General features: G+C 71.4%; 25 protein-coding genes and 1 pseudogene. 14 read left to right on the forward strand and 12 right to left on the reverse strand.

What is annotated here, in order from left to right; genetic code table 11:
* Positions 1-53 precede the first annotated feature (53 nt).
* Positions 54-716: a trimeric intracellular cation channel family protein gene (locus IF46_RS0117190; RefSeq protein ID WP_030489370.1), complete on the reverse strand. Its 663-nt coding sequence runs from the start codon at positions 714-716 to the stop codon at positions 54-56.
* Positions 717-756: 40 nt separating this feature from the next.
* On the reverse strand, positions 757-975 hold the full coding sequence (locus IF46_RS0117195; protein WP_007456912.1) for a DUF3039 domain-containing protein: 219 nt from the start codon (positions 973-975) through the stop codon (positions 757-759).
* A gap of 88 nt (positions 976-1,063) precedes the next feature.
* Here IF46_RS0117195 and IF46_RS0117200 point away from each other — a divergent pair, with 88 nt between their 5' ends.
* Together IF46_RS0117200 and IF46_RS0117205 are read left to right on the forward strand one after the other, a co-directional pair.
* On the forward strand, positions 1,064-1,999 hold the full coding sequence (locus IF46_RS0117200; RefSeq protein ID WP_030489371.1) for a pseudouridine-5'-phosphate glycosidase: 936 nt from the start codon (positions 1,064-1,066) through the stop codon (positions 1,997-1,999).
* Positions 1,996-2,895, forward strand: a complete 900-nt coding sequence (locus IF46_RS0117205; protein ID WP_030489372.1) for a carbohydrate kinase family protein — start codon at positions 1,996-1,998, stop codon at positions 2,893-2,895. The genes IF46_RS0117200 and IF46_RS0117205 overlap by 4 nt, the downstream gene beginning before the upstream one ends.
* A 27-nt stretch (positions 2,896-2,922) precedes the next feature.
* Here IF46_RS0117205 and IF46_RS0117210 read toward each other — a convergent pair whose 3' ends face one another.
* The gene (locus tag IF46_RS0117210) at positions 2,923-3,282 is read right to left on the reverse strand and encodes a DUF3099 domain-containing protein (RefSeq protein WP_030489373.1); all 360 of its coding nucleotides are present in this window, start codon (positions 3,280-3,282) and stop codon (positions 2,923-2,925) included.
* A gap of 104 nt (positions 3,283-3,386) precedes the next feature.
* Between IF46_RS0117210 and IF46_RS0117215 the strand changes: the two genes are divergently transcribed.
* The gene (locus tag IF46_RS0117215) at positions 3,387-3,671 is read left to right on the forward strand and encodes a hypothetical protein (protein ID WP_030489374.1); all 285 of its coding nucleotides are present in this window, start codon (positions 3,387-3,389) and stop codon (positions 3,669-3,671) included.
* A 17-nt stretch (positions 3,672-3,688) separates the two neighbouring features.
* Positions 3,689-4,000 carry a hypothetical protein gene (locus tag IF46_RS0117220; RefSeq protein WP_030489375.1) on the forward strand — a complete coding sequence of 104 codons (312 nt, stop codon included), beginning with the start codon at positions 3,689-3,691 and terminating at the stop codon, positions 3,998-4,000.
* A 3-nt stretch (positions 4,001-4,003) separates the two neighbouring features.
* Here the strand turns inward: IF46_RS0117220 and IF46_RS0117225 are convergent, their stop codons facing one another.
* Entirely contained in the window at positions 4,004-4,588 is a 585-nt protein-coding gene (locus tag IF46_RS0117225; RefSeq protein ID WP_036392382.1) for an HhH-GPD-type base excision DNA repair protein, read from the reverse strand.
* 95 nt (positions 4,589-4,683) lie between these two features.
* Between IF46_RS0117225 and IF46_RS0117230 the strand changes: the two genes are divergently transcribed.
* Positions 4,684-6,168, forward strand: coding sequence for a DUF7059 domain-containing protein (locus tag IF46_RS0117230; protein ID WP_030489377.1), 1,485 nt, complete (start codon positions 4,684-4,686; stop codon positions 6,166-6,168).
* Positions 6,168-6,590 (forward strand): D-aminoacyl-tRNA deacylase, encoded by a 423-nt coding sequence (gene dtd, locus IF46_RS0117235; protein ID WP_030489378.1) that lies wholly within the window; start codon positions 6,168-6,170, stop codon positions 6,588-6,590. The genes IF46_RS0117230 and dtd overlap by 1 nt, the downstream gene beginning before the upstream one ends.
* A 132-nt stretch (positions 6,591-6,722) precedes the next feature.
* On the opposite strand, the gene IF46_RS0117240 is transcribed toward dtd, so the two are convergent.
* Positions 6,723-7,511: a sporulation protein gene (locus IF46_RS0117240; protein WP_030489379.1), complete on the reverse strand. Its 789-nt coding sequence runs from the start codon at positions 7,509-7,511 to the stop codon at positions 6,723-6,725.
* 308 nt (positions 7,512-7,819) lie between these two features.
* On the opposite strand from IF46_RS0117240, the gene sigB reads away from it, so the two are divergent.
* Complete coding sequence (gene sigB / locus IF46_RS0117245; RefSeq protein ID WP_051723987.1) at positions 7,820-8,755, forward strand: RNA polymerase sigma factor SigB; 936 nt, start codon at positions 7,820-7,822, stop codon at positions 8,753-8,755.
* Positions 8,756-8,863: 108 nt separating this feature from the next.
* A complete protein-coding gene (locus IF46_RS0117250) occupies positions 8,864-9,271 on the forward strand; it encodes a VOC family protein (RefSeq protein WP_030489381.1) in 408 nt (135 codons plus the stop codon).
* 10 nt (positions 9,272-9,281) lie between these two features.
* On the opposite strand, the gene IF46_RS0117255 is transcribed toward IF46_RS0117250, so the two are convergent.
* Genes IF46_RS0117255 through IF46_RS0117265 form a run of 3 tightly spaced genes read right to left on the reverse strand, consistent with a single transcriptional unit; the run spans position 9,282 to position 13,953 of the window.
* A complete protein-coding gene (locus IF46_RS0117255; RefSeq protein ID WP_030489382.1) occupies positions 9,282-11,837 on the reverse strand; it encodes a bifunctional GNAT family N-acetyltransferase/acetate--CoA ligase family protein in 2,556 nt (851 codons plus the stop codon).
* Positions 11,838-11,862: 25 nt separating this feature from the next.
* Positions 11,863-13,044, reverse strand: a complete 1,182-nt coding sequence (locus IF46_RS0117260) for an acetoin utilization protein AcuC (protein ID WP_030489383.1) — start codon at positions 13,042-13,044, stop codon at positions 11,863-11,865.
* Positions 13,045-13,092: 48 nt separating this feature from the next.
* Positions 13,093-13,953: a sulfurtransferase gene (locus tag IF46_RS0117265; protein WP_030489384.1), complete on the reverse strand. Its 861-nt coding sequence runs from the start codon at positions 13,951-13,953 to the stop codon at positions 13,093-13,095.
* A gap of 101 nt (positions 13,954-14,054) precedes the next feature.
* Here IF46_RS0117265 and IF46_RS0117270 point away from each other — a divergent pair, with 101 nt between their 5' ends.
* Entirely contained in the window at positions 14,055-14,744 is a 690-nt protein-coding gene (locus IF46_RS0117270) for a metal-dependent transcriptional regulator (protein WP_030489385.1), read from the forward strand.
* A 19-nt stretch (positions 14,745-14,763) separates the two neighbouring features.
* Here IF46_RS0117270 and IF46_RS0117275 read toward each other — a convergent pair whose 3' ends face one another.
* On the reverse strand, positions 14,764-15,312 hold the full coding sequence (locus tag IF46_RS0117275) for a hypothetical protein (RefSeq protein ID WP_030489386.1): 549 nt from the start codon (positions 15,310-15,312) through the stop codon (positions 14,764-14,766).
* 92 nt (positions 15,313-15,404) lie between these two features.
* Complete coding sequence (locus tag IF46_RS0117280; protein ID WP_030489387.1) at positions 15,405-15,665, reverse strand: DUF5522 domain-containing protein; 261 nt, start codon at positions 15,663-15,665, stop codon at positions 15,405-15,407.
* 137 nt (positions 15,666-15,802) lie between these two features.
* On the opposite strand from IF46_RS0117280, the gene IF46_RS0117285 reads away from it, so the two are divergent.
* Together IF46_RS0117285 and IF46_RS0117290 are read left to right on the forward strand one after the other, a co-directional pair.
* Positions 15,803-16,366, forward strand: a complete 564-nt coding sequence (locus IF46_RS0117285; RefSeq protein ID WP_030489388.1) for a dihydrofolate reductase family protein — start codon at positions 15,803-15,805, stop codon at positions 16,364-16,366.
* Positions 16,367-16,420: 54 nt separating this feature from the next.
* On the forward strand, positions 16,421-17,362 hold the full coding sequence (locus IF46_RS0117290) for a MerR family transcriptional regulator (RefSeq protein WP_030489389.1): 942 nt from the start codon (positions 16,421-16,423) through the stop codon (positions 17,360-17,362).
* A 13-nt stretch (positions 17,363-17,375) separates the two neighbouring features.
* Here IF46_RS0117290 and IF46_RS0117295 read toward each other — a convergent pair whose 3' ends face one another.
* Positions 17,376-18,311: a DUF2332 domain-containing protein gene (locus IF46_RS0117295; protein WP_030489390.1), complete on the reverse strand. Its 936-nt coding sequence runs from the start codon at positions 18,309-18,311 to the stop codon at positions 17,376-17,378.
* A 144-nt stretch (positions 18,312-18,455) separates the two neighbouring features.
* Here IF46_RS0117295 and IF46_RS0117300 point away from each other — a divergent pair, with 144 nt between their 5' ends.
* Positions 18,456-19,568 carry an FAD-dependent monooxygenase gene (locus tag IF46_RS0117300; RefSeq protein ID WP_232234072.1) on the forward strand — a complete coding sequence of 371 codons (1,113 nt, stop codon included), beginning with the start codon at positions 18,456-18,458 and terminating at the stop codon, positions 19,566-19,568.
* Between the two features lie 801 nt (positions 19,569-20,369).
* Here the strand turns inward: IF46_RS0117300 and IF46_RS34425 are convergent.
* Entirely contained in the window at positions 20,370-21,011 is a 642-nt protein-coding gene (locus tag IF46_RS34425) for a hypothetical protein (RefSeq protein ID WP_157563117.1), read from the reverse strand.
* A gap of 43 nt (positions 21,012-21,054) precedes the next feature.
* On the opposite strand from IF46_RS34425, the gene istA reads away from it, so the two are divergent.
* Both istA and istB read left to right on the forward strand, forming a co-directional pair.
* A complete protein-coding gene (istA, locus tag IF46_RS0117305; RefSeq protein ID WP_030489392.1) occupies positions 21,055-22,284 on the forward strand; it encodes an IS21 family transposase in 1,230 nt (409 codons plus the stop codon).
* Positions 22,284-23,074 (forward strand): annotated as a pseudogene (gene istB, locus IF46_RS32590) (IS21-like element helper ATPase IstB). Before istA ends, istB begins: the two are co-directional and overlap by 1 nt.
* The last annotated feature ends 463 nt before the right edge of the window (positions 23,075-23,537 follow it).

The following is a 23,537-nucleotide window of genomic DNA, read 5'->3' on the forward strand; positions in this document are numbered from 1 at the left end:
GCGCGGGCCGTAGGACCCAGGCGACGCCACGCCTGTCACATCTGTCGACCGTTTCACCACTCCCGGTCGGTGCGGGGATCCGCCCCACCGGTACGCGGCGGGCGCAGCGTGGCCACCGGCGCGGACCAGCGACGACGCAGCGCGATCAGACGCAGCCCGAAGACCAGGACGGCGGCGGCGGTGAGCGGTGCCGGCCCGGTCCGCCCGGTGACGTACAGCAGCGCCACCAGGACCGAGCCGGCCAGCGCGGCCAGCGCGTAGATCTCCCGGCGCAACACGACCGGGATCTCGGCGGTGAGCAGGTCTCGGCCGAGCCCGCCGCCGATCGCGGTGAGCATGCCGATAAGGCAGGCACCGACCGCCGGCACCCGCGCGTCGAGCGCCTTGAGCGTGCCGGTGACGGTGAACAGCGCCAGGCCAGCCGCGTCCAGCACCAGCACGGTGGTGCGCAGTCGGGCCAGTTGCGGGTGCAGCCAGAAGACGGCGAGCGCGGTGATCGCGGCGGCGGCCGCGTACCGCCAGTCGGCGAAGGCTAGTGGCGGGACCTCGTCGATGACCAGGTCCCGGAAGATCCCACCGCCCAGGGCTGCCACGAAGCCGACGAACGCGACGCCGAACAGGTCCAGTCGCTTGGCCACCGCCGCCGAGGCCCCGGACGCGGCGAACACCGCGACCCCGGTCAGGTCGGCGAGGAGCAGGGCGGTGGAGGTGGTCACCGCCGCAGGCTACGTCGCCGGCCGGGACCCGGACCGAGGTTCACTCACGGTACGAGTCGTAGATCTCCTTGCACTTGGGGCAGACCGGAGAACCCGGCTTGGCCGCCTTGGTGACCGGGAAGGTCTCGCCGCAGAGAGCGACGACGAAAGTGCCCATGACGGCGCTCTCGGCGATCTTCTCCTTGCGGACGTAATGGAACATCTCGGGACCGGTATCGGCGTCCTTCAGCTCTGGACGCTCGAGAACCTCTGTGCTCACGTCTGCACCTCCAACCGTCAAGTTTGGCAGGTCATCACGGCCGGGTCCACTTGAGGCCGGTCGAGGCCCAACCCCGTACGGTGCCCGGGTGACTGACTTTCGCATCAGCTACGGCACCGAGGTGGCCGCAGCCCTGCGCGACGGCCGGCCCGTCGTCGCCCTGGAGAGCACCATCGTCTCGCACGGTCTGCCCCGGCCGGAGAACCTGCGGGTGGCCAGGGAGATCGAGCAGACGGTACGGGACGCCGGGGCCGTTCCGGCGACGATCGGCATGATCGCGGGTGAGTTGGTGGTCGGCCTGGACGACGCGCAGTTGACCCGGCTGGCCACGGTCGACGGCGTGACCAAGCTCTCCGTCCGCGACCTCGCGGTGGCGGCCGCGACCGGCGCGGACGGCGCGACCACGGTGGCCGCGACCAGCGCGGTGGCTGCCGCCGCCGGCATCGGGGTGTTCGCCACCGGCGGGCTGGGTGGGGTGCACCGGGAGGCCGCGCACACCTTCGACGAGTCGGCGGACCTGGTCACCCTGGCGCAGACGCCGATCGCGGTGGTCTGCGCCGGGGTCAAGTCGATCCTCGACGTGGGCGCGACGCTGGAGCGCCTGGAGACCCTCGGGGTCGCCGTGGTCGGTTACCGCACCCGCCGATTCCCCGGCTTCTACCGCACCGACGCCGGCTTCGACCTGGACTGGTCGGTGGACTCGCCGGAGCAGGTCGCCGCCGTGCTCGCCGCCCGGGACGAGCACGCCCTGCACACCGGTGGGCTGCTCATCGCCAACCCGCTGCCGGTCGACGAGCAGCTCGACCCGGAGCTGCACGACCGGACGCTCGCCGAGGGCCTGGCCCTGCTGGAGCGGGACGGGATCACCGGCAAGGCCGTCACCCCGTACCTGCTCGCGCACTTCCACTCGGCCACCGAGGGCGCGAGCCTGACGGTGAACGTGCGGATCATCCTGCGCAACGCCGACCTGGCGGCGCGGATCGCGGTTGCCATGGCGGCCCGCAACAGCGCCGTCCCGGCATGACCCGACCGGCCCGGGTGGTCGTCGTCGGCGACGTGATCACCGATGTGGTCGCCGTGCTGTCCGGGCCGCTCGCGGCCGGCTCGGACACCGGGGCCGAGATCAGTCTCGGCGGCGGCGGTCAGGCGGCCAACACCGCCGCCTGGGTCGCCGCGCAGCGGGTGGACGTCACGCTCGTCGGCGCCATCGGTGACGACGATGCCGGGCGGGACCGAGTGGCCGAGCTCGACCAGGCGGGGGTCGACTGCGCGGTCGAACGGGTCGAGGGCCTCCCGACCGGCACGGTCATCGTGTTGGCTGCCGACGACGAGCGCACCATGGTCAGCCAGCGGGGTGCGAACCTGCGGCTGAGCGCCGCGCACGTCGAGCAGGCCCTCGCGGCGGCGCCCGACGCTGGGCATCTGCACCTGTCCGCGTACACCCTGTTGGACGCCGAGTCGCGCGGCGCGGGGCTGCGGGCGTTGGCCGCCGCCCGCGAGCGCGGGCTCACCACAAGCGTCGACGCGGCCTCCGCGGCGCCGCTGCGGCGGGTCGGCGCGGCGGCGTTCCTGAGTTGGGTACGCGACATCGACCTGCTCCTGGTCAACGCGGACGAGGCCACGGTGTTGGCCGGCGGGCTGGACCCGGCGGCGCAGGGGCGGGCGCTGTCGGCGACGGCTCGGCGGGTCGTGGTCAAGCGCGGCGCGGCCGGCGCGGTCTGGGTCGACCGCACCGCGGCGGTCAGCGTGGCACCGGCCCGGCGGGTGGCGGTGGTGGACGTCACCGGGGCGGGCGACGCCTTCGCGGCCGGTCTGCTCACCGCCTGGCTCGCCGGTGCCACCCCGAGCGCGGCACTGAGCCGCGCCACCGACCTGGGCGCGCTGGCCGTCTCCACGGCCGGCGCACGGCCACAGCTCTGAGTGCGCGAACCCTGGCCCGTTCGCGGGTCAGGGTTCGACGTCGATGACCTTGTGCGGACGTTCCTCGGCGGAGAGGCTCATCGGCGGGGTGTCGTCCTGCTGGCGGGGGTGGAACCGGTTGGCCAGCCGGTGCTCTTCCTTGGGTGGCCGGTCGTTGGCCAGCAGCACGGCCAGCCAGGGGATGAGCACCATGCCGAGGCCGCACAGCGGCAGCCACAGCCAGAGCAGTGGGGCGTTCGCACCGACCAGGATCGCGCCGACGATGATGCACAGCACCCGGATGCCCATCATCAGGACATAGCGGCGCTGGCGACTGTTGAGCTGATCGTCCTGGCTGCGCGAGGCGTCGGTGATCAGAATCGGCTGGTACGCCTGACGCTTCACCATGGACCTCCTCAAGGGGGTTACGCCTCATCCTGTCACCGCAGGTCCGTGATCAGCGAAATTCGACTCATCCCGCTGCGTGTTACGTGCGTGGTACGCTGCCCGACGTGGGCAGCAGGTTCAGCTTCACCGACGAGGCGTTGGCCAACCTGAGGGTCTACGACGTCACACCCGGGGAAGTCTGGGAGGCGCTGCACAGCGCCCGACGGGTCATCCGCCATCTGGGTGACGACGTGATGGTGGTCTACGCCGCCGCCCGTCGGGGCCGCCGGCTGGCGGTGCTGCTCGCCGAGGCCGATGGCACCGACAACGACTGGGACATCCTCTCCGCCCGCGAGTTGAGCGACGTCGAGTCCAAGCGCTACGACGAGGCCGTGCGGAGATCTCGGTAGATGAGGAGGCCGTGACGATGCACCGTGACGACGCGACCAAGCAGTTCCACGGCGGTGGCGACCAGATCGCCGAGCTGATCGACGAGAGCCCAGCGGCGGACCTGCCCACCCCCGACACCGACGTGCCGATGGTGAGCCGCTCGGTCCGGCTGCCGCTCGATACCTACGAGCGGGTCCGCGCCGCCGCCGACGCCCGGGGCATCGGGGTCACCACGCTGATGCGCCAGTGGATCGAGGCGGGCTTGGCCGACCTGGACGACTCGGCCACCGTCTCGCTGGCCGACGTCCGGCGCGCGCTGGCCTCGCTGGCGCATCCCACCGCCGCCTGAGCGTCAGCCCCTCGCAGCCTTGGCGGCCGCCTTCATCTGCTGCTTGAATTCCCGCACCCGGCGCAGCGAGTCGGCGTCGGTGACGTCGGCCACCGACCGGTACGCGCCGGGGTCGCCGTAGTCTCCGGCCGCCTTCCGCCAGTCCTGCGGGGTCACCCCGAACCGCTTGCCGAGCAGGGCCACGAAGATCTGCGCCTTCTGCTTGCCGAAGCCAGGCAGCGCGGAGACCCGACGCAGCAGCTCCGGCCCGTCGGCGACATCCGACCAGAGCAGCGCCGCGTCACCGTCGTAGCGCTCCACCAGCACCTGGCAGACCTCCTGCACCCGAGCCGCCATCGCCTTCGGGAAGCGGTGCAGCGCCGGTGGCTGGGCGAAGAGCGCGATCAGCGCCTCCAGGTCGTACCCGGCCAGCTCCGCCGCGTCCAGGTCGTGGCCGAGCCGCTGCGCCAGCACGTACGGGGAGGAGAACGCCTTCTCCATTGGCACCTGCTGGTCGAGGACCATGCCGAGGAGCAGGGCCAGCGGGCTGCGCTCCAGCAGTCGGTTGGCCTCCGGGTCGATGGGCAGCACGAGCGTCATGCGGACCATCCTGCCTCGCCCGCCGATCCGGGCGGACACCGACGCTCCGACACCAACCGGCGGGTGACGCTGACCCGGGACGCGACGGCAGGCAGGATGTCGGAGTGGACGAACACGACATGCTGCTCTCCCCCGCCGGCATCGACGCGCTGCGGACCGCGCTGACCCGGACCGGTTTCACCAGCCACGGCATCGCCGAGCGGCTCGGCGCGCAGGCGACCGCCGCCGTCGCTCGCAACGACTATCGGGCCGCGCTGCGCGCCACCGAGGACGGCGACCCGCTCGGCACCCTGATCCGGGTGTTCATCTGCGACCAGACCGAGCCGGAGGCGGCGGTGGCCGCCGCGCTGACACCGCTGAGCCTTCCGGAGGCGCTGGCCGGCGGGTTGGTCGAGCGCTATGGCGACGGCCTGCGTGCCGGCGTCGACCTGGAACCGTACGGGGACGACTGGTGGGTGCTCGCCGACGTGCCGGCCAGCGCACGGCCGGGGCGGCCGTTGCACGCCGAGCACGTCCTCGGCATCGGCGGGGCGACCCACACCCTGATCGGCGCGACCATGCGCCGGCCGGTCGACACCGCACTGGACCTGGGCACCGGCTCCGGCGTCCAGGCCCTGCACCTGGCCACCCACGCCCGGTCGGTGACCGCCACCGACCTCTCCGAGCGGGCGCTGCGTTTCGCCGCCACCAACGCCGCCCTCAACGGTCAGGACTGGGAGTTGCTCCGCGGCGACCTGGTCGCCCCGGTGGCCGGTCGACGGTTCGACCTGGTGGTGAGCAACCCGCCGTTCGTGGTCGGCCCGGGCACCACCACGCACGTCTACCGCGACTCGGGCCGGGTCGGTGACGCGATCGGCGCCGAGTTGGCCGCCGCCGCCCCGGGGCTGCTCACCGAGGGCGGCACCATGCAGTACCTGGCGAACTGGGTGCACGTCGCCGGCGAGGAATGGGACGAGCGGGTGGCCGGCTGGTTCGCCGGAACCGGGCTGGACGCCTGGGTGATCCAGCGCGAGGTGGCCGACCCGATGGCGTACGTCGACCTGTGGCTCACCGACGCTGGCGAGAGCACCGACCCGCAGCGGATGGCCGCCTGGCTGGACTGGTTCGACGCGCACAAGGTGGAGGGGATCGGCTTCGGCATCGTGTCGCTGCGCCAGGGCGGGCACGCCGACCCGCTGGTCCGGGTGGAGGACCTGCGCCAGCGGGTGCAGCCACCGCTGGGCGATGAGATCGCCACCTGGTTCGACCGCCAGGACTTTCTCCGGGTACGCGACACCGAGGCGTTGCTCGCCGAGCGCTACCGGGCCGCCGAGGGCCTCCAGCTGCGGCAGGAGGCCACCATGGGCGACGAGGGCTGGGCGGTGGACCGGCAGGTCCTCGCGATGCCGCACGGCCTGCGCTGGACCGAGGAGGTCGACCCACTGGTGCTGGCGCTTGTCGGTGGCGCCGACGGCCGGCTGTCGCTGCGGGACCAGCTCGCCCTGCTCGCCGCCGCGCACGACGTGGAGCCCGACGAGATGGCCGAGGCCGCCGGCCCGATCGTGGCCCACCTGGTGGAGCGCGGGTTCATCGAGCCGGTGACCGCCTGATGCGTGCGGTGGTGCAGACCGTCGGGCGGGCCAGCGTGACAGTGGACGGTGAGGTGGTGGGAGCCATCGAGAATGGCCTGCTGGTGCTGCTCGGGGTGACCCACACCGACACCGCGCAGACCGCTCAGACGATGGCCCGCAAAGTGCACGAGCTGCGCATCCTGGACGGTGAGCGGTCCGCCGCCGACACCGGCGCTCCGATCCTGGTGGTCAGCCAGTTCACCCTCTACGGCGATGTCCGCAAGGGCCGCCGCCCGAGCTGGACCGCCGCCGCCCCCGCCGAGGTCGCCGAACCCTTGGTGACAGCGGTAGTCGACGCGCTACGCGAGCGAGGAGCCAAGGTAGAGACCGGCCGCTTCCGCACCCACATGCTTGTAGAAAGCACCAACGTAGGCCCCCAAACCCTCCTCCTAGATCTCTAACCCCCACCCACCTCACCCAACCCCGGTTGATCATGGAGTTATTGCCCGCCGCCTCGGCGTGTCGAGGCAATAACTTCATGATCGACGGACGGACGGACCCCGGGGGACTCACGGACCGGGGGTGGGGTGGGGTTAGGAGAAGAGGCCTCGGCGGGTTAGGGACTGGCGGAGCCAGTTGTCGAGTTCGGTGGTCCAGTCGGTGCGGTCGGCCGTGGCGTGGTCGACGGTGAACCGGCCGAAGGCGTCGCGGCCCTCGGTGAAGACGCCGCCGCGCTTGTCGACCTCCAGCACCACCTGCATCTGCTGCGCGTCGGCGATGAAGGTGACCTCCAACTGGTTGATCGAGCGGGCGTACTGCGGCGCCGGGCTGAACTCGATCTCCTGGTAGAACGGCAACGTCTGTCGTACGCCGTAGATGTGACCACGCTCCACGTCGGCGCGGGCGAACCGGAAGCCCAGCCGCAGCAACGCGTCCAGCAGTCGCTCCTGCGCCGGCAGCGGGTGCACCGATACGGCGTCCAGGTCACCCTTGTCGACGGCGCGGGCGACCTCCAACTCGGTACGCAGACCCATCGTCATCCCGTGCAGGTGCTGCCCGTACAGCTCGGTGACAGGTGTCTCCCACGGCACGTCGAAGCGGAACGGGATGTCGTAGCGCTGACCCGGCTCCAGCCGGAACGCGCCGGTGATCTGCTGGCGGTGGAACTCCTGGGTGGTGTCGTAGTCGTTGTCGCCGCTCTCGACCTCGACCCGGGTGACCAGGCCGAGGGTGACGTGGTCGATGTCGACCTGGTGGTCGCCGCCCACCACCTGGATGCGGCCTTCCAGCTGCCCGCCCGGGTGGCAGTTCGGGTTGGCCAGCACCGTCTCCACCGACGGGCCGCCGACGCCCATCGCCTTCATGAGCCGCTTGAAGACCACACCGTCCTCCATCTGTCGTCTCGACCGACCAGAGTGGCCGACCGTCCGCAACGTAACCGGGTCAGGCAACTACACAGCGCGACGACACACCGCGCCAACGATCCGACGGAATTGCTGTCGGGTGCCCGATCGCCTCACTCCCGTTTTACGCCCCGCCCGCCAAGCTGTTGTCACACCGGCACCGTTGGGCCGGGAACACGGCACAGACGTGGAAACGGGGAGACAGAGATGGTCCTGCAGATGACGGAACACCGGACGCGCCCGGCCACCACGACCGACACCGACGGGCCTCCGAGGTCCTCGTCGACCTGGACGCCACCGACGAGCGCGGCATCTCCACCGACCTGGTCCGGGCCTACCTCAACGGCATCGGCCGGACGAAGCTGCTGACCGCAGCGCAGGAGGTCGACCTGGCTCGCCGCATCGAGGCCGGCCTGTTCGCCGACGAGAAGCTGGCCACCTGCACCCCGGTCTCCGCAGAGCTGCGCGCCGACCTGGAGCTGATCGTCGCCGAGGGCCGGGCGGCCAAGGACCACCTGTTGGAGGCGAACTTGCGGCTGGTGGTCAGCATCGCCAAGCGCTACACCGGCCGTGGCATGGCGTTTCTCGACCTGATCCAGGAGGGCAACCTCGGTCTGATCCGGGCGGTGGAGAAGTTCGACTACGCCAAGGGCTACAAGTTCTCCACGTACGCCACCTGGTGGATCCGACAGGCCATCACCCGCGCCATGGCCGACCAGGCCCGCACCATCCGCATCCCCGTGCACATGGTCGAGCAGGTGAACCGGATGGTCCGGGCCCGCCGCGAACTGGCGGTGACGCTGGGCCGCGAACCGACGGTCGCCGAGGTGGCCCGCGCACTGGAGGTCCCGGAGATCCAGGTCATCGAGTTGATCTCCTACGACCGGGAGCCGGTCAGCCTGGACCAGGCTGTCGGCGACGACGGTGAGAGCGCGCTCGGCGACTTCGTGGCCTCGGTGGACCCGCGTAACGAGCCGGGCGACACCGCCGCCCAGGGCGAGCTGCGCAACGAGGTCAGCATCGTGCTCTCCACCCTGTCCCAGCGGGAGCAGGCGGTCATCCGGCTCCGGTTCGGTCTGGACGACGGCCGGCAGCGCACCCTGGACGAGGTGGGCCGCGAGTTCGGTCTGTCCCGGGAGCGGATCCGGCAGATTGAGAAGGTGACGCTGCTGAAGCTGCGCGCACCCGAGCGGGCCCAGCGCCTGGAGGCGTACGCCTGCTGACGCACCCGGTTCCCACGGAAGGCCCCGGCGGTTCGCCGGGGCCTTCCGTGCTGCCGGGGTGTTGACTCAGAGAGCGGCCCGTCAACCAGCGACGTGAGGAGAGCAACGATGAACTGGACGTTGGAAGTGGTGATCGTCCCGGTCTCTGATGTGGACCGGGCGAAGAAGTTCTATGCCGACCAGCTCGGCTTCACCGTCGACCACGACACGGTGATCAGTGACGAGGCGCGCATCGTCCAGCTGACCCCGCCCGGCTCCGGCTGCTCGGTCGTGATCGGCAAGGGCGTCGTTCCGGATATGCCACCCGGCTCACTCAAGGGCCTGCAACTGGTGGTGCCCGACCTGAAGCGGGCCCACCGGGAGCTGGTCGAGCGGGGTGTGGAGGTCAGCGAGATCCAGGTGGTGGGTCAGAACCCCCGGCCGGTGCCGGATCCGCTGGACAACGTCGGCTTCGTCTTCTTCGCCGACCCGGACGGCAACACGTGGGGCGTCCAGCAGATCTCCAGCCGCGCCTGAGCGGACGCGCTCACAGGCGGCGCGGGCCGGTGTCCGGGCGGGCGGCCGCGCCGCCCACCCCCACCTGGGCGTGCAGGACCGAGATGCCGTCCGGGCGGGCGAGTACCGGGTTGAGGGTCAGCGACCGCACCCGGGGTTGTTCGTCGGCGAGCTGACCCACCCGCAGCAGCAGGTCGGCCAGGGCCGCCCGGTCGACAGGTGCGGCACCCCGGTGCCCGCGCAGCAGCGGCGCCGCCCGGGGCTCGTCGACCAGCTCGGCCGCGTCCCGGTCGGTCAGCGGCACCGCCCGCCAGGCCCGATCGCCGAGCAGCTCGGTGGCGACCCCACCGAGGCCGAAGCCGACCACCGGCCCGAACGCCGGGTCTTCCACCACCTCCACCACACAGGCCACCCCGGGCGGGACCATCGGCTGGACCAGCGCGTCCACGCCGAAGGTCGCCGCCAGTTCGGCGTACGCGCGGCGCAGCGCCGGCTCGTCTGGCAGGTCGAGCCGGACCGCGCCGAGGTCGAGCCGGTGTCGCAGCCCGGGGTCGGCCGCCTTCAGGGCCACCGGGAAGCCCAGCCGCGCCGCCGCCCCGACCGCCGCGTCGGCCGAGTCGACGGGCACCGAGGCCACCACATCGATGCCGTACGCGGCCAGCAGCGCCCCCGGGTCGGCGCCGTCGGCCCGGAGCGCGGCCTGCGCGGCAGCTCGATCGAGGCCGGGCAGCTCGGGTGCCACCCCGGGCGGGCGGCGCAGCCACTCGGCGTACCGGTGCGCCCGGGCGAGCGCGCGGACCGCCTCCTCCACGCCGCCGTACGCCGGCACGCCCGGTGGCAGCCGCCCGACCAGGAACGTCGCCACGGTCGGCTTGCCCAGCGCGAGGGCGGCGGGCAGCGCGGCGGTCACGTCGGCGTCCACCTCGGTCGACTGGCCGGGTAGCGGCGGGGCGAAGACCACCACCAGGGCGTCCACCTGCTCGTCGCCGGCTGTCTCGGCGAGCGCGGCGGCGAACTCGGCGGCACCGGCGCTCGGCCCGACGTCGCGCGGATAACCGTCGGCCACGCTCAGGCCGTGCCCGACGCAGGCGGTCGCGGCGAGCCCGGTCAGGGCGGAGGAGTTGCCGACCACACCGACCCGGCCACCGGCCGGCAACGGCTGGTTGGCCAGCAGCACACCGACGTCGAGCAGCTCCGGCACGGTATCCACCCGGATCACCCCGGACTGGGCGAAGAGCGCCGCCACCGCCACCTCGTCCGGCCCGGCGGCGTCGCCGACCCCGAGCGGGCGGGCCGGCGAGGCGAGCGCGACGACCGGTTTGGCCCGGCCGATCCGCCGGGCCAGCCGGGCGAACTTGCGCGGGTTACCGAAGGTCTCCAGGTACAGCATGATCACGTCGGTGCCGGGGTCGTCCTGCCAGTACTGCAGGAGGTCGTTGCCGGAGACGTCGGCCCGGTTGCCGGCCGAGACGAAGCTGGACAGCCCGAGGCCCCGCCGGTCCGCCTCGGCAAGCAGCGCCACCCCGAACGCACCGGACTGACTGAAGATGCCGACCCGACCGGCCGGCGGCAGCGCCGGGGCGAGAGTGGCGTTGAGGCGTACCGTCGGGTCGGTGTTGGCCACGCCCAGGCAGTTCGGGCCGACGACCCGCATCCCGGCGGCGTGCGCCGCGCGGACCAGCGCCCGCTGCGTGGCCGCGCCCTCGGCGCCGGCCTCGGCGAAGCCGGCCGAGATGACCACCAGGCCGTGCACCCCCGCGGCGGCCGCGTCGGCGACCACAGCGGTCGCCGCGTCCGGTGGGACCGCCACCACCGCCAGGTCCACCGGCGTGCCGGCGTCAACCGCTGACGGGTACGCGGGCAGGCCCGCCACTGTCGACGCGCTCGGATGCACCGGCACCACCGCACCGGTGAACCCGCCGTCGCGTAGGTGCCCGAGCACTGCCGCGCCGACGCCCTGGCCGGTGGCGCTGGCGCCGTAGACGACGATGCCCCGCGGGGCGAGCAGCCGGGCGATCGAGCGGGCCTCGGTGCGGTGCTCGCGGCCGCGCTGCACCTCCAGGCTGGCCTCGGTCGGCGCGATGGGGAAGTTCAGGTGCACCACGCCGTCGGCGTACTCGCGCTGGACCTGGTAGCCGAAGTCGGCGAAGACCCGCAGCATCGTCGCGTTGGCCGGCAGCACCTCCGCGACGAAGCTCATGATGTCGTTACGACGAGCGGCGTCGGCCAGGTGCTCCATCAGCACCGAGCCGATGCCCCGCCCCTGGTAGGCGTCCTCCACCACGAAGGCCACCTCCGCCTCCGGGGCCTGCGGGCCGAGCCGCTCGTACCGGCCGACCGCGACGATCTGGTCGGCGGCCAGCACCACGAACGCCTCCCGGTCGTGGTGGTCCACGGTGACGAAACGGATCAGATCCCGTTCCGGGATGCGCGGGTACGGCGAGAAGTAGCGCAGGTAGCGGGTGCGCTCGGAGAACCGGCTGTGCATCGCCACGATGCCCGGCGCGTCGGCCGGGTCGATCGGTCGCAACTGGACCGTGCTGCCGTCGCTCAGCAGCACGTCAACCGGCTGGTCCGCAGCCGTCACCGGATCGACCCTCCCCCGGCCCGGCTCAGTCCCGCGGATCGTGCGGGTCGAGCCCGAGCAGCGGGAAGACGGTCTTGCGGGTGGCCGTGATGGCCCGGTCCACCGCGGTCGGCTCGCCGGTCGGCTGCCACGGCTCGTACGACGGGTCGGCGTCGTCGGTCATCCGCAGCGGCACCTCCCGACCCAGACGACGGGAGGCGACCAGGGCCCGCCACCCGGGTGGGGTGAGCGTGGCCGGGTCGATCGGGTCGCCGGTGGCCACGGCCAGCAGGTGACTCCAGGCCCGAGGCACCACCTCGACGAGCGCGTACCCGCCACCGCCGGTGGCCACCCAACGACCCTCGCACAGCTCGTCGGCGAGCGCCCGCATCGCCAGGTAGGTGGCCCGCTGACCGTCCACCGTCAGATTCAGGTCGGCGAGCGGATCAAGCCGGTGCCCGTCGGCGCCGCACTGGCTGACCAGCACCTGCGGCCGGAACGCGCGCAACACCGACGGCACGATCGCGTGGAACGCGCGCTGCCAGCCGCTGTCGTCCACACCCGGCGGCAAGGGCATGTTGACCGCGCTGCCCTGCGCGCCCGGCCCGCCCGTCTCGTCCGGGAAACCCGTGCCGGGGAAGAGCGCCAGCGGGGTCTCGTGCAGGCTGACCGTGAGCACCCGTGGGTCGTCCCAGAAGATGTCCTGCACCCCGTCGCCGTGGTGCACGTCGACGTCCACGTACGCGACCCGCTCAGCTCCCAGGTCGAGCAGGCGGGCGATGGCCACCGCGGGGTCGTTGTAGACGCAGAAGCCGGAGGCTCGGGCACGCATCGCGTGGTGCAGACCGCCAGCCACGTTCACGGCCCGCCGGGCGTCGCCGCGCCAGACCGCCTCGGCGGCGGCCACCGTCGCACCGGCGATGAGCGCGCTGGACTCGTGCATCCCCTCGAAGACGGGGTTGTCGGAGGTGCCCAGCCCGTACCCGGCGAAGAGCGGGTCGCGCGGCGCGTTGCGCACCGCGGCGAGGTAGGCCGGGTCGTGCACCCGGGTGAGCAGGGCATCGTCAGCGGGCTCCGGCTTGACCACGCGCACCCCTGGCCGATCCAGGATGCCCAGCTCGCGGGCGAGCGCGATGGTCAGCTCCACCCGCACCGGGTCGAGTGGATGGTCACCCATGTCGTAGGCGAGCAGCGACTCGTCCCACACCACCACCGTGTCGTCGGACATCAGCCCATCGTCGCACGAGGACCGGCACCGGCCCACCGCACGCGCTGGTCAGCGGCCGGGTGTCGGACAGGAGGCGACCGGCCGAGCCGGGTCGGCCACCCAGTTGCTCCACGATCCAACGTAGAGCGCGGCGTCCGTGCGGCCAGCCAGGTGCAGCGCGAGCACCGCCTGCGCGGCGGTCACCCCGGAGCCGCAGTACGCCCCGACGGCCCGTCCCCCGGCCACCCCGGCGGCGGCAAAACGCTCGCTCAACACGTCGGCGGCGAGAAAGCGGCCGTCGGGGCCGACGTACTCCCCGGCCGGCAGGTTCGCCGCTCCCGGCACGTGCCCGGCGACCGGGTCGATCGGCTCGACCTCACCGCGGTAGCGAGGTGCCGCCCGTACGTCGAGCAGCACGGCGTCGTCTGCGGCGGCCAGCGCGGCGGCCTGCGCCGCGTCGAGCACGGGGAGATCACCGGGGCGGACCACGACGTCACCGGGGGGCGGGGCGGGCGGGTCGGTGGAGACGGGCCCATCGGCGGCGACCCAGGCCGGGTAGCCGCCGTGCAGCACGCGCACCGACCGGTGGCCCGCCCAGCGCAGCGTCCACCAGGCCCGCGCGGCGGCCATGCCGTCGCCGCCGTCGTACACCACCACGGGGTGACCGGCGCGGACGCCGGCGGCCCGCAGCGCGGCCTGCAATGCGGCCGGGTCGGGCAGGGGGTGCCGACCGTCGACGCCCGGCGCACCGCAGAGCGCGGTGTCCAGGTCGACGAAGACCGCGCCGGGCAGGTGGCCGGCGAGGTAGTCGTCGCGGCCGGGCGGACCGATGAGCCGCCAGCGGACGTCGAGCAGGGCGGGCGGATCGGCGTGGTCGAGCTCGGCGACGAGCCGATCGACCTCGACCAACGGCTCCTGGGTACCGGACATGGCGACCATCCAACACCATTCGCGTCGACGGCACGCGGCTCGGCGGCGGTCGCCAGCCGAACACCCGAGGTAACATCGTGCACCGGAGGGCCGCTGACGTTATGAAGTCTCACGACCTGGTCGATACGACCGAAATGTACCTGCGCACCATCCTCGAGTTGGAAGAGGAGGGGGTGCCACCGCTACGTGCCCGCATCGCCGAGCGACTGCGGCAGAGCGGCCCCACCGTGAGCCAGACCGTCGCCCGGATGGAGCGCGACGGCCTACTCACCGTCGAGGGTGACCGGCACCTCACACTCACCGCGCTGGGTCGCGGCAGCGCCGTCTCCGTGATGCGCAAGCACCGCCTCGCCGAGTTGCTGCTGGTCAACGTCATCGGGATGCCCTACGAGGAGGCCCATGAGGAGGCCTGCCGCTGGGAGCACGTGATGAGCGACGCCGTGGAGAAGCGGGTCTACGACCTGCTCAACCGGCCGACCCGCTCCCCGTACGGCAACCCGATCCCGGGTCTGGAAGAGCTGGGCTCCCCAGAGGCGGAAGCCACCGAGGCTGGCGAGGGTGAGCGCAACCTGGCCTTCCCCGGCCTCTCCGGGCCGGTCGTGGTCCGCCGCATCTGCGAGAGCGTGCAGACCGACGGTGACGTGCTGCGCCAACTGCACGCCGCAGGTGTCGACCCGGGTGCCACGGTGACCGTGGCCCAGGAGCGCGACGGGGTGTCGATCGACCGCTCTGGTGACCGGGTGCGGCTGCCCCGCGAGGTCGCCTCCCGGGTCTTCGTCGCCGCCAACTGACCGAGCGTCGGCCCGGACGTCAGAGCGCCCGGGTGTCGACCTTCTTGGCCAGTACGACCAGGTCGCCGGTCAGCTTCTCGGCGACCTGGCGCTCGGCGCCCCGGGCACCCGTCCAACTCAGGCTGGCCAGCCGCCCGTCCGTGGCCAGCCATCCCACCTCCGCGACCGGCCCGCGCCCGCTCGCCGCGGCGGTGGTCCGCTTGTACGCCTGCTGACCCAGCCCGGTGACCTTCGCCGCCTTGTCGGGCACCACGTCCGCGCCGAAGCTGGCCTTGTCGATCGTGGTCTCGGTCACGCTGAGCGTCAACTCCGGCAGGGTCGCGCCAGCGGCCCGGACCACACAGGTGTGGGTGTCGCCCTGTTCACTGGACGCCGCCACGTCGAAGCGCGTCTTCACCACCTGCTCGATCATCGTGAAATCCAGCAGACGGCAGGCGCCCCCCGAGGAGGCCGCCGCCACGTCCACCGCGATCGGCACCGGCGGCGGCACCGCCACCGGTTCCGCGTCGGCGGCGCAGCCGCTCACCAGCAGCCCGGCCAACCCGGCGACCACGATCCGCCCGCGCACATTCCACCCTCTCGCCGACCGACGGCGGAAGGTGCCCGCCAGATGTCCGTCGGCCACCGTACGGGGTGTCGGTGTCGCACGGAAGTCCTCGTTTACGCCGTTTCCGACGGTGCATCATCCACGTACGGGCAGTGCCGACAGCCGCGTCCGCAGCAGGTGCCACGACGGGCCAGGAAGCCGGCGCTGAGCACGAACAGTCCCGTCGCCGGGTCGAGGTAGCCGGCCTCCCCGGCGGCCAACGCAGCGGCGTGCGCGGCGAGGATCCGGGCCCGGTCGGGGTGCTCGGGCGGCAGCCGGGACGAATGCGGCTCGGTGAGCGGCCGAGCGGCCAGTGGTCGTCGCTCTCCGCTCACCGCAGCAGTCTAGGGACAGGTCGTGCTCGGCCTCCCGCTGCCTGGCTGTGCGACATGCACCAGCGAGGTCGGTGATTTCGTCGTAGGGTCCGACGATGCTCGGGATCGATCGCTGTGACGAGCCGGGAGGAGACGCGATGCGGAAGATCGTCGTGCAGATGAGCGTGTCGTTGGACGGGTTCTTCGAGGGCCCGGGCGGCGACATCGGCTGGCACCAGGTCGATGAGGAGTTGCACCAGCACTTCAACGACGTGATAGCCCCGATGGGCGGGTTCCTCAGCGGCCGGGTCAGCCACGAGCTGATGGCCGCCTACTGGCCGACCGCCGATCAGGACCCGACCGCCAGCGGCCCGGAGCGCGAGTTCGCCCGCATCTGGCGGGACATGCCGAAGATCGTCTACTCACGCACGCTCGACCACGCCGACTGGAACGCCACGGTGGTCCGGGAGGTGAACCCGGAGGAGGTACGGCGACTCAAGGCCGAGCCCGGCGGTGACCTGGCGCTCGGTGGGGCCGACCTGGCCGCCACGTTCGCCCGGCACGATTTGATCGACGAGTACCGGATCTACGTCAACCCGGTGCTGCTCGGTCAGGGCCGTCGGCTCTTCCCCGACGCCGACGCCCCGAGGCGTCTGCGGCTCGCGGAGAGCCGCGTCTTCGGCAACGGCGTGGTCCTGCTCCGCCACGAGCGGGCCCGCTGACAGATCAGCGCAACGGCTTGAGTCTCCACCGGGGGGAGACACGAGGGTGGGGTCATGAGCGAGGAGACGCGGTACACGATCGGCGACCTGGCACAGCGGACCGGCCTGAGCGTCAAGACCATCCGCTACTACGCCGACAGCGGGATCGTGCCACCGACTGACCGGAGCCCGGCCGGCTACCGGCAGTACGGCCCGGACGCTGTCTCCCGCTTGGAGCTGGTCCGCACACTGCGTGAACTGGGCGTGGACCTGGCCACCATTCGGCAGGTGGTGAACCACGAGGTGCCCCTGCACGAGGTGGCCGCCGCGCACGCCGAGGCGTTGGCGGTGCAGATCCGGTTGCTGCGGCTACGCCAAGCGGTGCTCACCGTCGCGGCGCGGCGCGGGTCGGGCCCGACGGAGGTGGCCGACCTGCACCGGCTGGCACAGCTCACCACACGCGAACGGGGGCACCTGGTCAGCGACTTCCTGGAGACCGTCTTCGAGGGCCTGGGTGACCAATCCAGCTATTCGGGCGTCGTCGTCTCAATGACGCCGGAGTTGCCTGACGATCCCAGCACCGAGCAGGTCGAGGCGTGGCTGGAGCTGGCCGAGTTATGCCAGGACCAGGCGTTTCGCGTACGGATGCGGCGGCTGTCGCGGCAGCACGCCACGGACCATGACGTCTCGGGGCTGCCCCGCCCGGACGCCGTCGCGGTGGTCCGGGACGCGGTGGCCCCAGCCCTCGCGGCCGGTCTCGACCCGACCGGCCCACGCGCCGATCCGGTGGTCGCAGCGGTCCTCACCCGGTACGCGAGCCTGCACGGTCACTCCGACGAGGCCGACCTGCGGCAACTGCTGCTTGCTCGGCTGGTTCTGGCGAACGATCCCCGCCGGGACCGCTACCTCGACCTGCTATCGGTGATCAACGGCTGGTCGACCGGCGATGCCGTCGCGCCGGCGGTGGACTGGTTCATCCGGGCCCTACACGCCCGCAAGGACCAACCCGCCACCTGAGGTGATGGGCCGGTCAGCCGAACCAGGTCATCGACTGGCCGTGGCCCCGCGTCCAGGCCACCGGCCTCCCGTCGAGCGCGAGGACGTTGTGCAGCGCGTCGCTCGGCGGATCGGGCAGTTCGGCGTACCGGAGCACCTCGGGCCCCTCGCTCGCGACCCAGTGCCCGGGCAGTTCGCGGACCAACCGGACGAACGCGTCCCGGCGCGGGGGCGGCACCTGGTAGAGCACGGACGTGTGGAAGACCACGAGCGTCGCGTCGGCCGGCGCGCGAGCGGCCAGCGCCGGCAGGTCGTCCACCAGATCACCGCGGACCAGCAGCGGCGGATCGGCCGCGGCCACCGCCGCCGCAGCGCGCAGCCGGGCCCGTCGGTGGGCCTGCTCCGGCCAGATCAGCGCGTCCAACCAGGACACGTCGTCGGGGTCGGTCACGTCGAGCGGGTTGAGGTCCAGGCCAGCCCGCCACACCACCTGGGGTACGCGGGCCGGCGGCACCAACCCGTTGGCCACGCAGTCGAGGACCGGCTCACCCGAACCGACCTGATGATCGCCATAGCGGTACGCGTACCGGTCGGGGTAGAGGCACAGCCCGGCCGACGCGCCGACCTCCAGCAGGGCGAGGGGCTGCGGCAACGAGGCGAGCACCGGCAGCAGGACCGCGCACCGGCCCGCCTCGTTCGTCTGGGTGGCCCGGGTGAGCAGCTCCGCCTCGACGGCCGCCCAGTGTGTCACCACGAAGTCGTGGAAGGTGACCGGGTCGTCGACCGGGCCACCAAGCCAGCGGACGACGCCGAACAGCAGATTCGGCTGCCGCTTACCGGGCGGGAGCCTGTCGAGCAGGGCGAGCAGGGCGTCGTCGTGGGCAACGGCAAAGGCCAATCGCTCGTACGTCGGCGACACCCCACGCGCCTCGCGCCGGCCGAACTCGGCGTACGCCTCAGCGGTCGTCATGCCCTCATCGTCGCAGCCCATTCCTCGGTAATTCAGCCCCCATTTCCGTGCGCTGGCTCACCCGCCTCGTAGAGTGCTGCGGCGGCCGGGACGTTGAGCAGCAGCTCAGGGATGCGCCGGCTGGGCAACGGGGAGGAACGTGTCGTGCGGGGTAACGATGTCCGGGTACTGATCGTCGGAGGTGGGGTCGCCGGGCTCGCGGCGGTCGCCGCGCTGCGGGACTGGGGAGCGACGGTCGACGTGGTCGAGCGGGCACCCGGGCCGACCGACGCTGGCACCGGCATCTACCTCACCGGCAACGCGACCCGGATGCTCGACGTACTCGGTCTGCGGGAGCCGGTCGCCGACGTCGCCGTGGAGATCACCCGCCAGCGCAGCGCCAACCAGCGGGGGCGTCGCCTCTTCGACATCGACGTGGCCGCGCTGTGGCAGGGCGTCGGGCCGTGCGTGTCGCTGCCCCGGGCACAGCTGCACCGGGCGATGCTCGCCGGTGTCGGGGACGCCCCGATCCGCTGGGGTCGGCAGCCGGTCGCGCTGGCCCACGAGGGCGACCAGGTCGCCGCCGAGTTCGACGACAACAGCACCGAACGGTACGACCTGGTGCTCGGCGCGGACGGGGTGAACTCGACGGTCCGTCGGCTCGCCTTTGACGGCCAGGCGGCCCGCGACCTCGGCCAGTACGCGTACCGGTGGGTCGCCCCGCGCATCGACGCCGAGCCGGTTTGGTCGGTGCAGTTGGGACGCGGTCGGCAGTTCCTGACGATTCCGATCAGCGCCGAGCAGACGTACTGCTACTACAACGACGGCCCGGTGGCCAACCGGCCCGGCTGGCGCGACGAGGTGAGCGCGGCGTTCACCGAGCCGGTCGCCACCATGCTCAAGGCCCTCGATCACGACGACAGCACCCTGCACGCCGGGCCCAACCAGGAGGTCGTGCTCGACTCCTGGTCGCGCGGGCCGGTGCTGCTGATCGGCGACGCCGCCCACGCCACCTCACCGAACATGGCCCAAGGCGCGGCGATGGCCCTGGAGGACGCGTTCGTGCTCGCTTCGTCGTTGGCCGCCGCCGGGTCCATTGCCGAGGCCCTGCGCGGGTACGAGGCGCGGCGACGCCCGCGTACCAACTGGGTGCTCAGCCAGACGCACCGCCGCGACAAGGCCACCGGGCTCCCGCCCGCGCTCCGCGACCTGGTGATGCGCCGCCTCGGCGAGCAGATGTTCCGCTCGAACTACGGGCCGCTGTTCGTCCAGCCCTGACCGGTCCCGCTCGCGGTTCCGCCGCCCCATCTTCAAGATCACTTGATGCTCAGTAGTCAAAACAGGTCCCCCCACAACTACTGAGCATCAAGTGATCGTGGCGGCTCACTGCCCGCCGGATCAGGCTCACCGGACCCAGCCCAGGAAGTGCCGGTGCAGTAGCCCGGCAGGGCCAGGGCATGGCGCACTCACCGCAGGACACCGGAAGGACCGGGCCATTCGTGGTCACCCCTGCCCCTCCCCTGGCCAGCGGCCTCGGCGGATTGGGATGCGGTGCCGGGCTCGGCACGGCAGGTCCGCCCCGCAGCGACAGAGCACCCTCGGGTCGCCGCACCGGCACTCAAGACAACTCGCGACCGTGGCTCACCTTGATCAAGTGATGAGAAGTAGGCCAGAGACGGCCCCGAGACCTACTTTTCATCACTTGATCATGACAAACGACGTTATGACGAACGGCATCGAATAACGACGCTGCCCCGGCCCTCCGGTGCGGGAAGGGATCGCCGATGACGCTCGCGCCCACGTTGCCAGGCGTGCCACGGCCCCACCCGATGCCGGCGGCCACTTTCCCCTAATGCGGCCCCTGCTTGCAGATGACGCAGCGCATCCCGTTGCCGGTGACATCGACAACCGGCGGAGCGTAGGCGTGCGGGAACACCGGCGCGTCGCCCCATGCGGCCTGGACGCAGGCTCGCCCGTCCGAGCACCGGCCGCAGCACGTGTGACCGATCGCCTTGCTCAGGTGGGGGCGCTGGTGCTTCAGGCATCCGTTGTGCTGACAGGTCCAAAAACCAACCTCTGTCACCGGTTGTCCTCCACATCGACTCCGAACTCAGCCTTCATGCAGGCTGCACTGTATCCGCCGAGGCGGCGGCACAGATGATGGCGACGGCGGTGTGCTTCCAGGACGGCCTCTCGTACCGCTTCTTCCGACTGGTCCCTCAGACCGACATCGACGCAGGACCGAAACAGCCAGGGCGAAGCCGCGGCCCTGCGGCCCCGGCATCGCACGTCCACGCCGATCCATGCCTGATCCGACCCATACGGATGACGTCGCCAAGCGAGCAGCGTTGGGTTTCCCGCCTTGGTAACCGTGGCGCTCGCCATTCCAGCGCCAGGGAAGGCCCGGCGCAGCACATCGTCGAGAGCGCGGGCGGTACGACGAGTCACCAGATCCGGGACGTACCAGCCCTGAGCTTTCCCGATTGCAGCATCCGCCTCTGCATCCCAGCGGTGTAGAACCGCGGTGATTTCACCGGCGAGCCACGCCGTGTGTGGATCCGCAACCGTCCGCCAGGCACCGAAGATCGTAATGAGGCTCAGTGACCGCCACGGTGTGCGCGGTTCGCCATCGAAAGTGCAGTAGAACAATGCCGGCGCCGTGTCGAACGTGGCTGGGGATCCCGCTCGAACAGGTGTCGGCTCCGCCTGAAAACTGACCACGTGGTTCCGGCTGAATCGGGACCACCTCCTGAAGCATCGGGAGGTGCTGAGCGTGGAGGACTGGGCGGAGATCCGGCGGCTGCGGCGGTCGGAGGGCATGGCGATTCAGGCCATCGCACGGCGGTTGAGGATGTCTCGCAACACCGTGAAGAAGGCCCTGGCCAGTGACGAGCCGCCGCGGTATCAGCGGGCGGCGAAGGGCTCGATCGTGGACGCGGTCGAGCCGCAGATCAGGGTGTTGTTGGCGGAGTTCCCGGACATGCCCTCGACGGTGATCATGGAGCGGGTCGGGTGGACCCGGGGCAAGACGGTGTTCTGTGATCGGGTGCAGCAGCTGCGGCCGTTGTTCCGCCGCCCCGACCCGGCCCAGCGCACGGACTATCTGCCGGGTGAGTTGGCGCAGTGTGATCTGTGGTTTCCGCCGGCGGACGTGGCGTTGGGTTTTGGGCAGGTCCGCCGGCCACCGGTGTTGGTGATGGTGTCGGGGTATTCGCGGTGGCTGTCGGCGGTGATGATCCCGTCGCGGCAGTCGCCGGATCTGCTGGCCGGGCACTGGACGTTGATCTCCGGCTGGGACCGGACGCCCAAGGCGTTGGTCTGGGATAACGAGTCCGCGGTCGGGCAGTGGCGGGCCGGCCGGCCGCAGCTGACCGAGGCGATGAACGCCTTCCGCGGGACCCTCGGCATCAAGGTGATCCAATGCCGGCCGGCGGACCCGGAGGCCAAGGGCCTGGTCGAGAGAGCCAACGGCTATCTCGAGACGTCGTTTCTGCCCGGTCGAAGGTTCGGCTCGCCGCAGGACTTCAACACCCAACTCACCGAATGGCTGGTGCGGGCGAACAACCGCCAACACCGGATGTTGGGCTGCCGCCCGGCCGAGCGGTGGGACGCCGACCGGGCCGCGATGCTGTCGCTGCCGCCAGTGCCGCCGGTGGTCGGCTGGCGACAGACCACACGGTTGCCTCGGGATCATTACGTGCGTCTGGACAGCAACGACTACTCGGTGCATCCCTCGGTCGTCGGGCGTCGTGTCGACATCACCGCTGACGCCAGTCGAGTGCAGGTGTTCTGCGACGGCCGTCAGGTCGCCCGACACGAGCGCTGCTGGGCCAAGCATCAGAGCATCACTGATCCGGTTCACCGCCAGGCCGCCGCCGATCTGCGCACGGCCGCCCGACAAGCATCGGCGCCAATGGTCACCGCAGAGGTCGAGCACCGCCAGCTCAGCGATTACGACCGGATGTTCGGCCTCGACGTTGAGGTGGCTGCGTGATGGCAACCAAGACCAGCAACCGCAACGTGTCCTCCGAGATCGCGTTCCTCAGCCGCGCACTGAAAGCGCCCTCTCTCGCGGCATCGGTGGACCGTCTGGCTGAGCGGGCCCGGGCGGAGTCGTGGACGCATGAGGAGTTCCTCGCCGCCTGCCTGCAACGCGAGGTCGCCGCCCGGGAAGCCCACGGCGGTGAAGGGCGCATCCGAGCCGCGAGGTTCCCGGCCCGCAAGAGCCTGGAGGAGTTCGACTTCGAGCACCAGCGATCGTTGAAGCGGGAAACGATCGCTCACCTGGGCACCCTGGACTTCGTGGCGTCGAAGGAGAACGTCGTCTTCTTGGGCCCGCCCGGCACCGGCAAGACCCACCTGTCCATCGGCCTCGGGATCCGGGCCTGCCAGGCCGGACACCGCGTCGCGTTCGCCACCGCCGCCCAGTGGGTGTCCCGCCTGGCAGACGCCCACCACGCCGGGAGCTGCAGGACGAACTGGTCAAGCTCGGCCGGATCCCGCTGCTGATCGTCGACGAGGTCGGCTACATCCCCTTCGAAGCCGAAGCCGCGAACCTGTTCTTCCAACTGGTCTCTAACCGCTACGAACGGGCCTCGCTAATTGTCACCAGCAACAAGCCCTTCGGGCGTTGGGGCGAAGTCTTCGGCGACGACGTCGTCGCCGCAGCCATGATCGACCGCCTCGTCCACCACGCCGAAGTCATCTCGATGAAGGGCGACAGCTACCGACTCAAGGACCGCGACCTCGGCCGCGTCCCACCGGCCACCAAGACCAACGACTAAAGATCAACCAACCCGAGGTGGTCCAGTTTCAGCCGGACCACGGTGGTCAGGGTTGGGGCGGCGTTGACAACAGGAAGGCGAGCAGATCGCTTGAGCTGTTCTCGTTGGCAGCCAATCGTCCAAGGGCAAGGCCGGGTTCCGACATTCGAAAGCTCCTCAGCGGACGTGGCTTGGACATCTCAGGTAGCGGCCGAGACTGCGCTCACCCCGGGTCATCGGTTTGCCAAGGATGCAGAAAGTCGACGGGCGTGGGCGACGGTCGTGTCCATCACCGGCCGTCGCTGGTGCCTACGACTCGCCGAGCATCTGCCCGAGCGAGTCGTGATCGATGGGAGTTGGAGGGACGACACCCACCGACACGTGCACTGCTCCCCTCGTACGCCCAAAAGCAGATGCCTCCCACCCGAACGCGGATGGGAGGCATCTGTTGTAGGCCTTCACCAGGATCGATGTCAACCAGTGA

The sequence above is a fragment of the Micromonospora chokoriensis genome (genome assembly GCF_000718555.1).
Classification (GTDB): domain Bacteria; phylum Actinomycetota; class Actinomycetes; order Mycobacteriales; family Micromonosporaceae; genus Micromonospora; species Micromonospora chokoriensis_B.

Excerpts from the sequence above, each read along its gene's own strand:
- IF46_RS0117205 (WP_030489372.1), top strand. The coding sequence starts at position 1,996 with ATGACCCGACCGGCCCGGGTGGTCGTCGTCGGCGACGTGATCACCGAT.
- IF46_RS0117210 (WP_030489373.1), bottom strand. The coding sequence starts at position 3,282 with ATGGTGAAGCGTCAGGCGTACCAGCCGATTCTGATCACCGACGCCTCG.
- IF46_RS0117220 (WP_030489375.1), top strand. The coding sequence starts at position 3,689 with ATGCACCGTGACGACGCGACCAAGCAGTTCCACGGCGGTGGCGACCAG.
- IF46_RS0117225 (WP_036392382.1), bottom strand. The coding sequence starts at position 4,588 with ATGGTCCGCATGACGCTCGTGCTGCCCATCGACCCGGAGGCCAACCGA.
- dtd (WP_030489378.1), top strand. The coding sequence starts at position 6,168 with ATGCGTGCGGTGGTGCAGACCGTCGGGCGGGCCAGCGTGACAGTGGAC.
- IF46_RS0117250 (WP_030489381.1), top strand. The coding sequence starts at position 8,864 with ATGAACTGGACGTTGGAAGTGGTGATCGTCCCGGTCTCTGATGTGGAC.
- IF46_RS0117260 (WP_030489383.1), bottom strand. The coding sequence starts at position 13,044 with ATGTCCGACGACACGGTGGTGGTGTGGGACGAGTCGCTGCTCGCCTAC.
- IF46_RS0117265 (WP_030489384.1), bottom strand. The coding sequence starts at position 13,953 with ATGTCCGGTACCCAGGAGCCGTTGGTCGAGGTCGATCGGCTCGTCGCC.
- IF46_RS0117270 (WP_030489385.1), top strand. The coding sequence starts at position 14,055 with ATGAAGTCTCACGACCTGGTCGATACGACCGAAATGTACCTGCGCACC.
- IF46_RS0117285 (WP_030489388.1), top strand. The coding sequence starts at position 15,803 with ATGCGGAAGATCGTCGTGCAGATGAGCGTGTCGTTGGACGGGTTCTTC.
- IF46_RS0117290 (WP_030489389.1), top strand. The coding sequence starts at position 16,421 with ATGAGCGAGGAGACGCGGTACACGATCGGCGACCTGGCACAGCGGACC.
- IF46_RS0117295 (WP_030489390.1), bottom strand. The coding sequence starts at position 18,311 with ATGACGACCGCTGAGGCGTACGCCGAGTTCGGCCGGCGCGAGGCGCGT.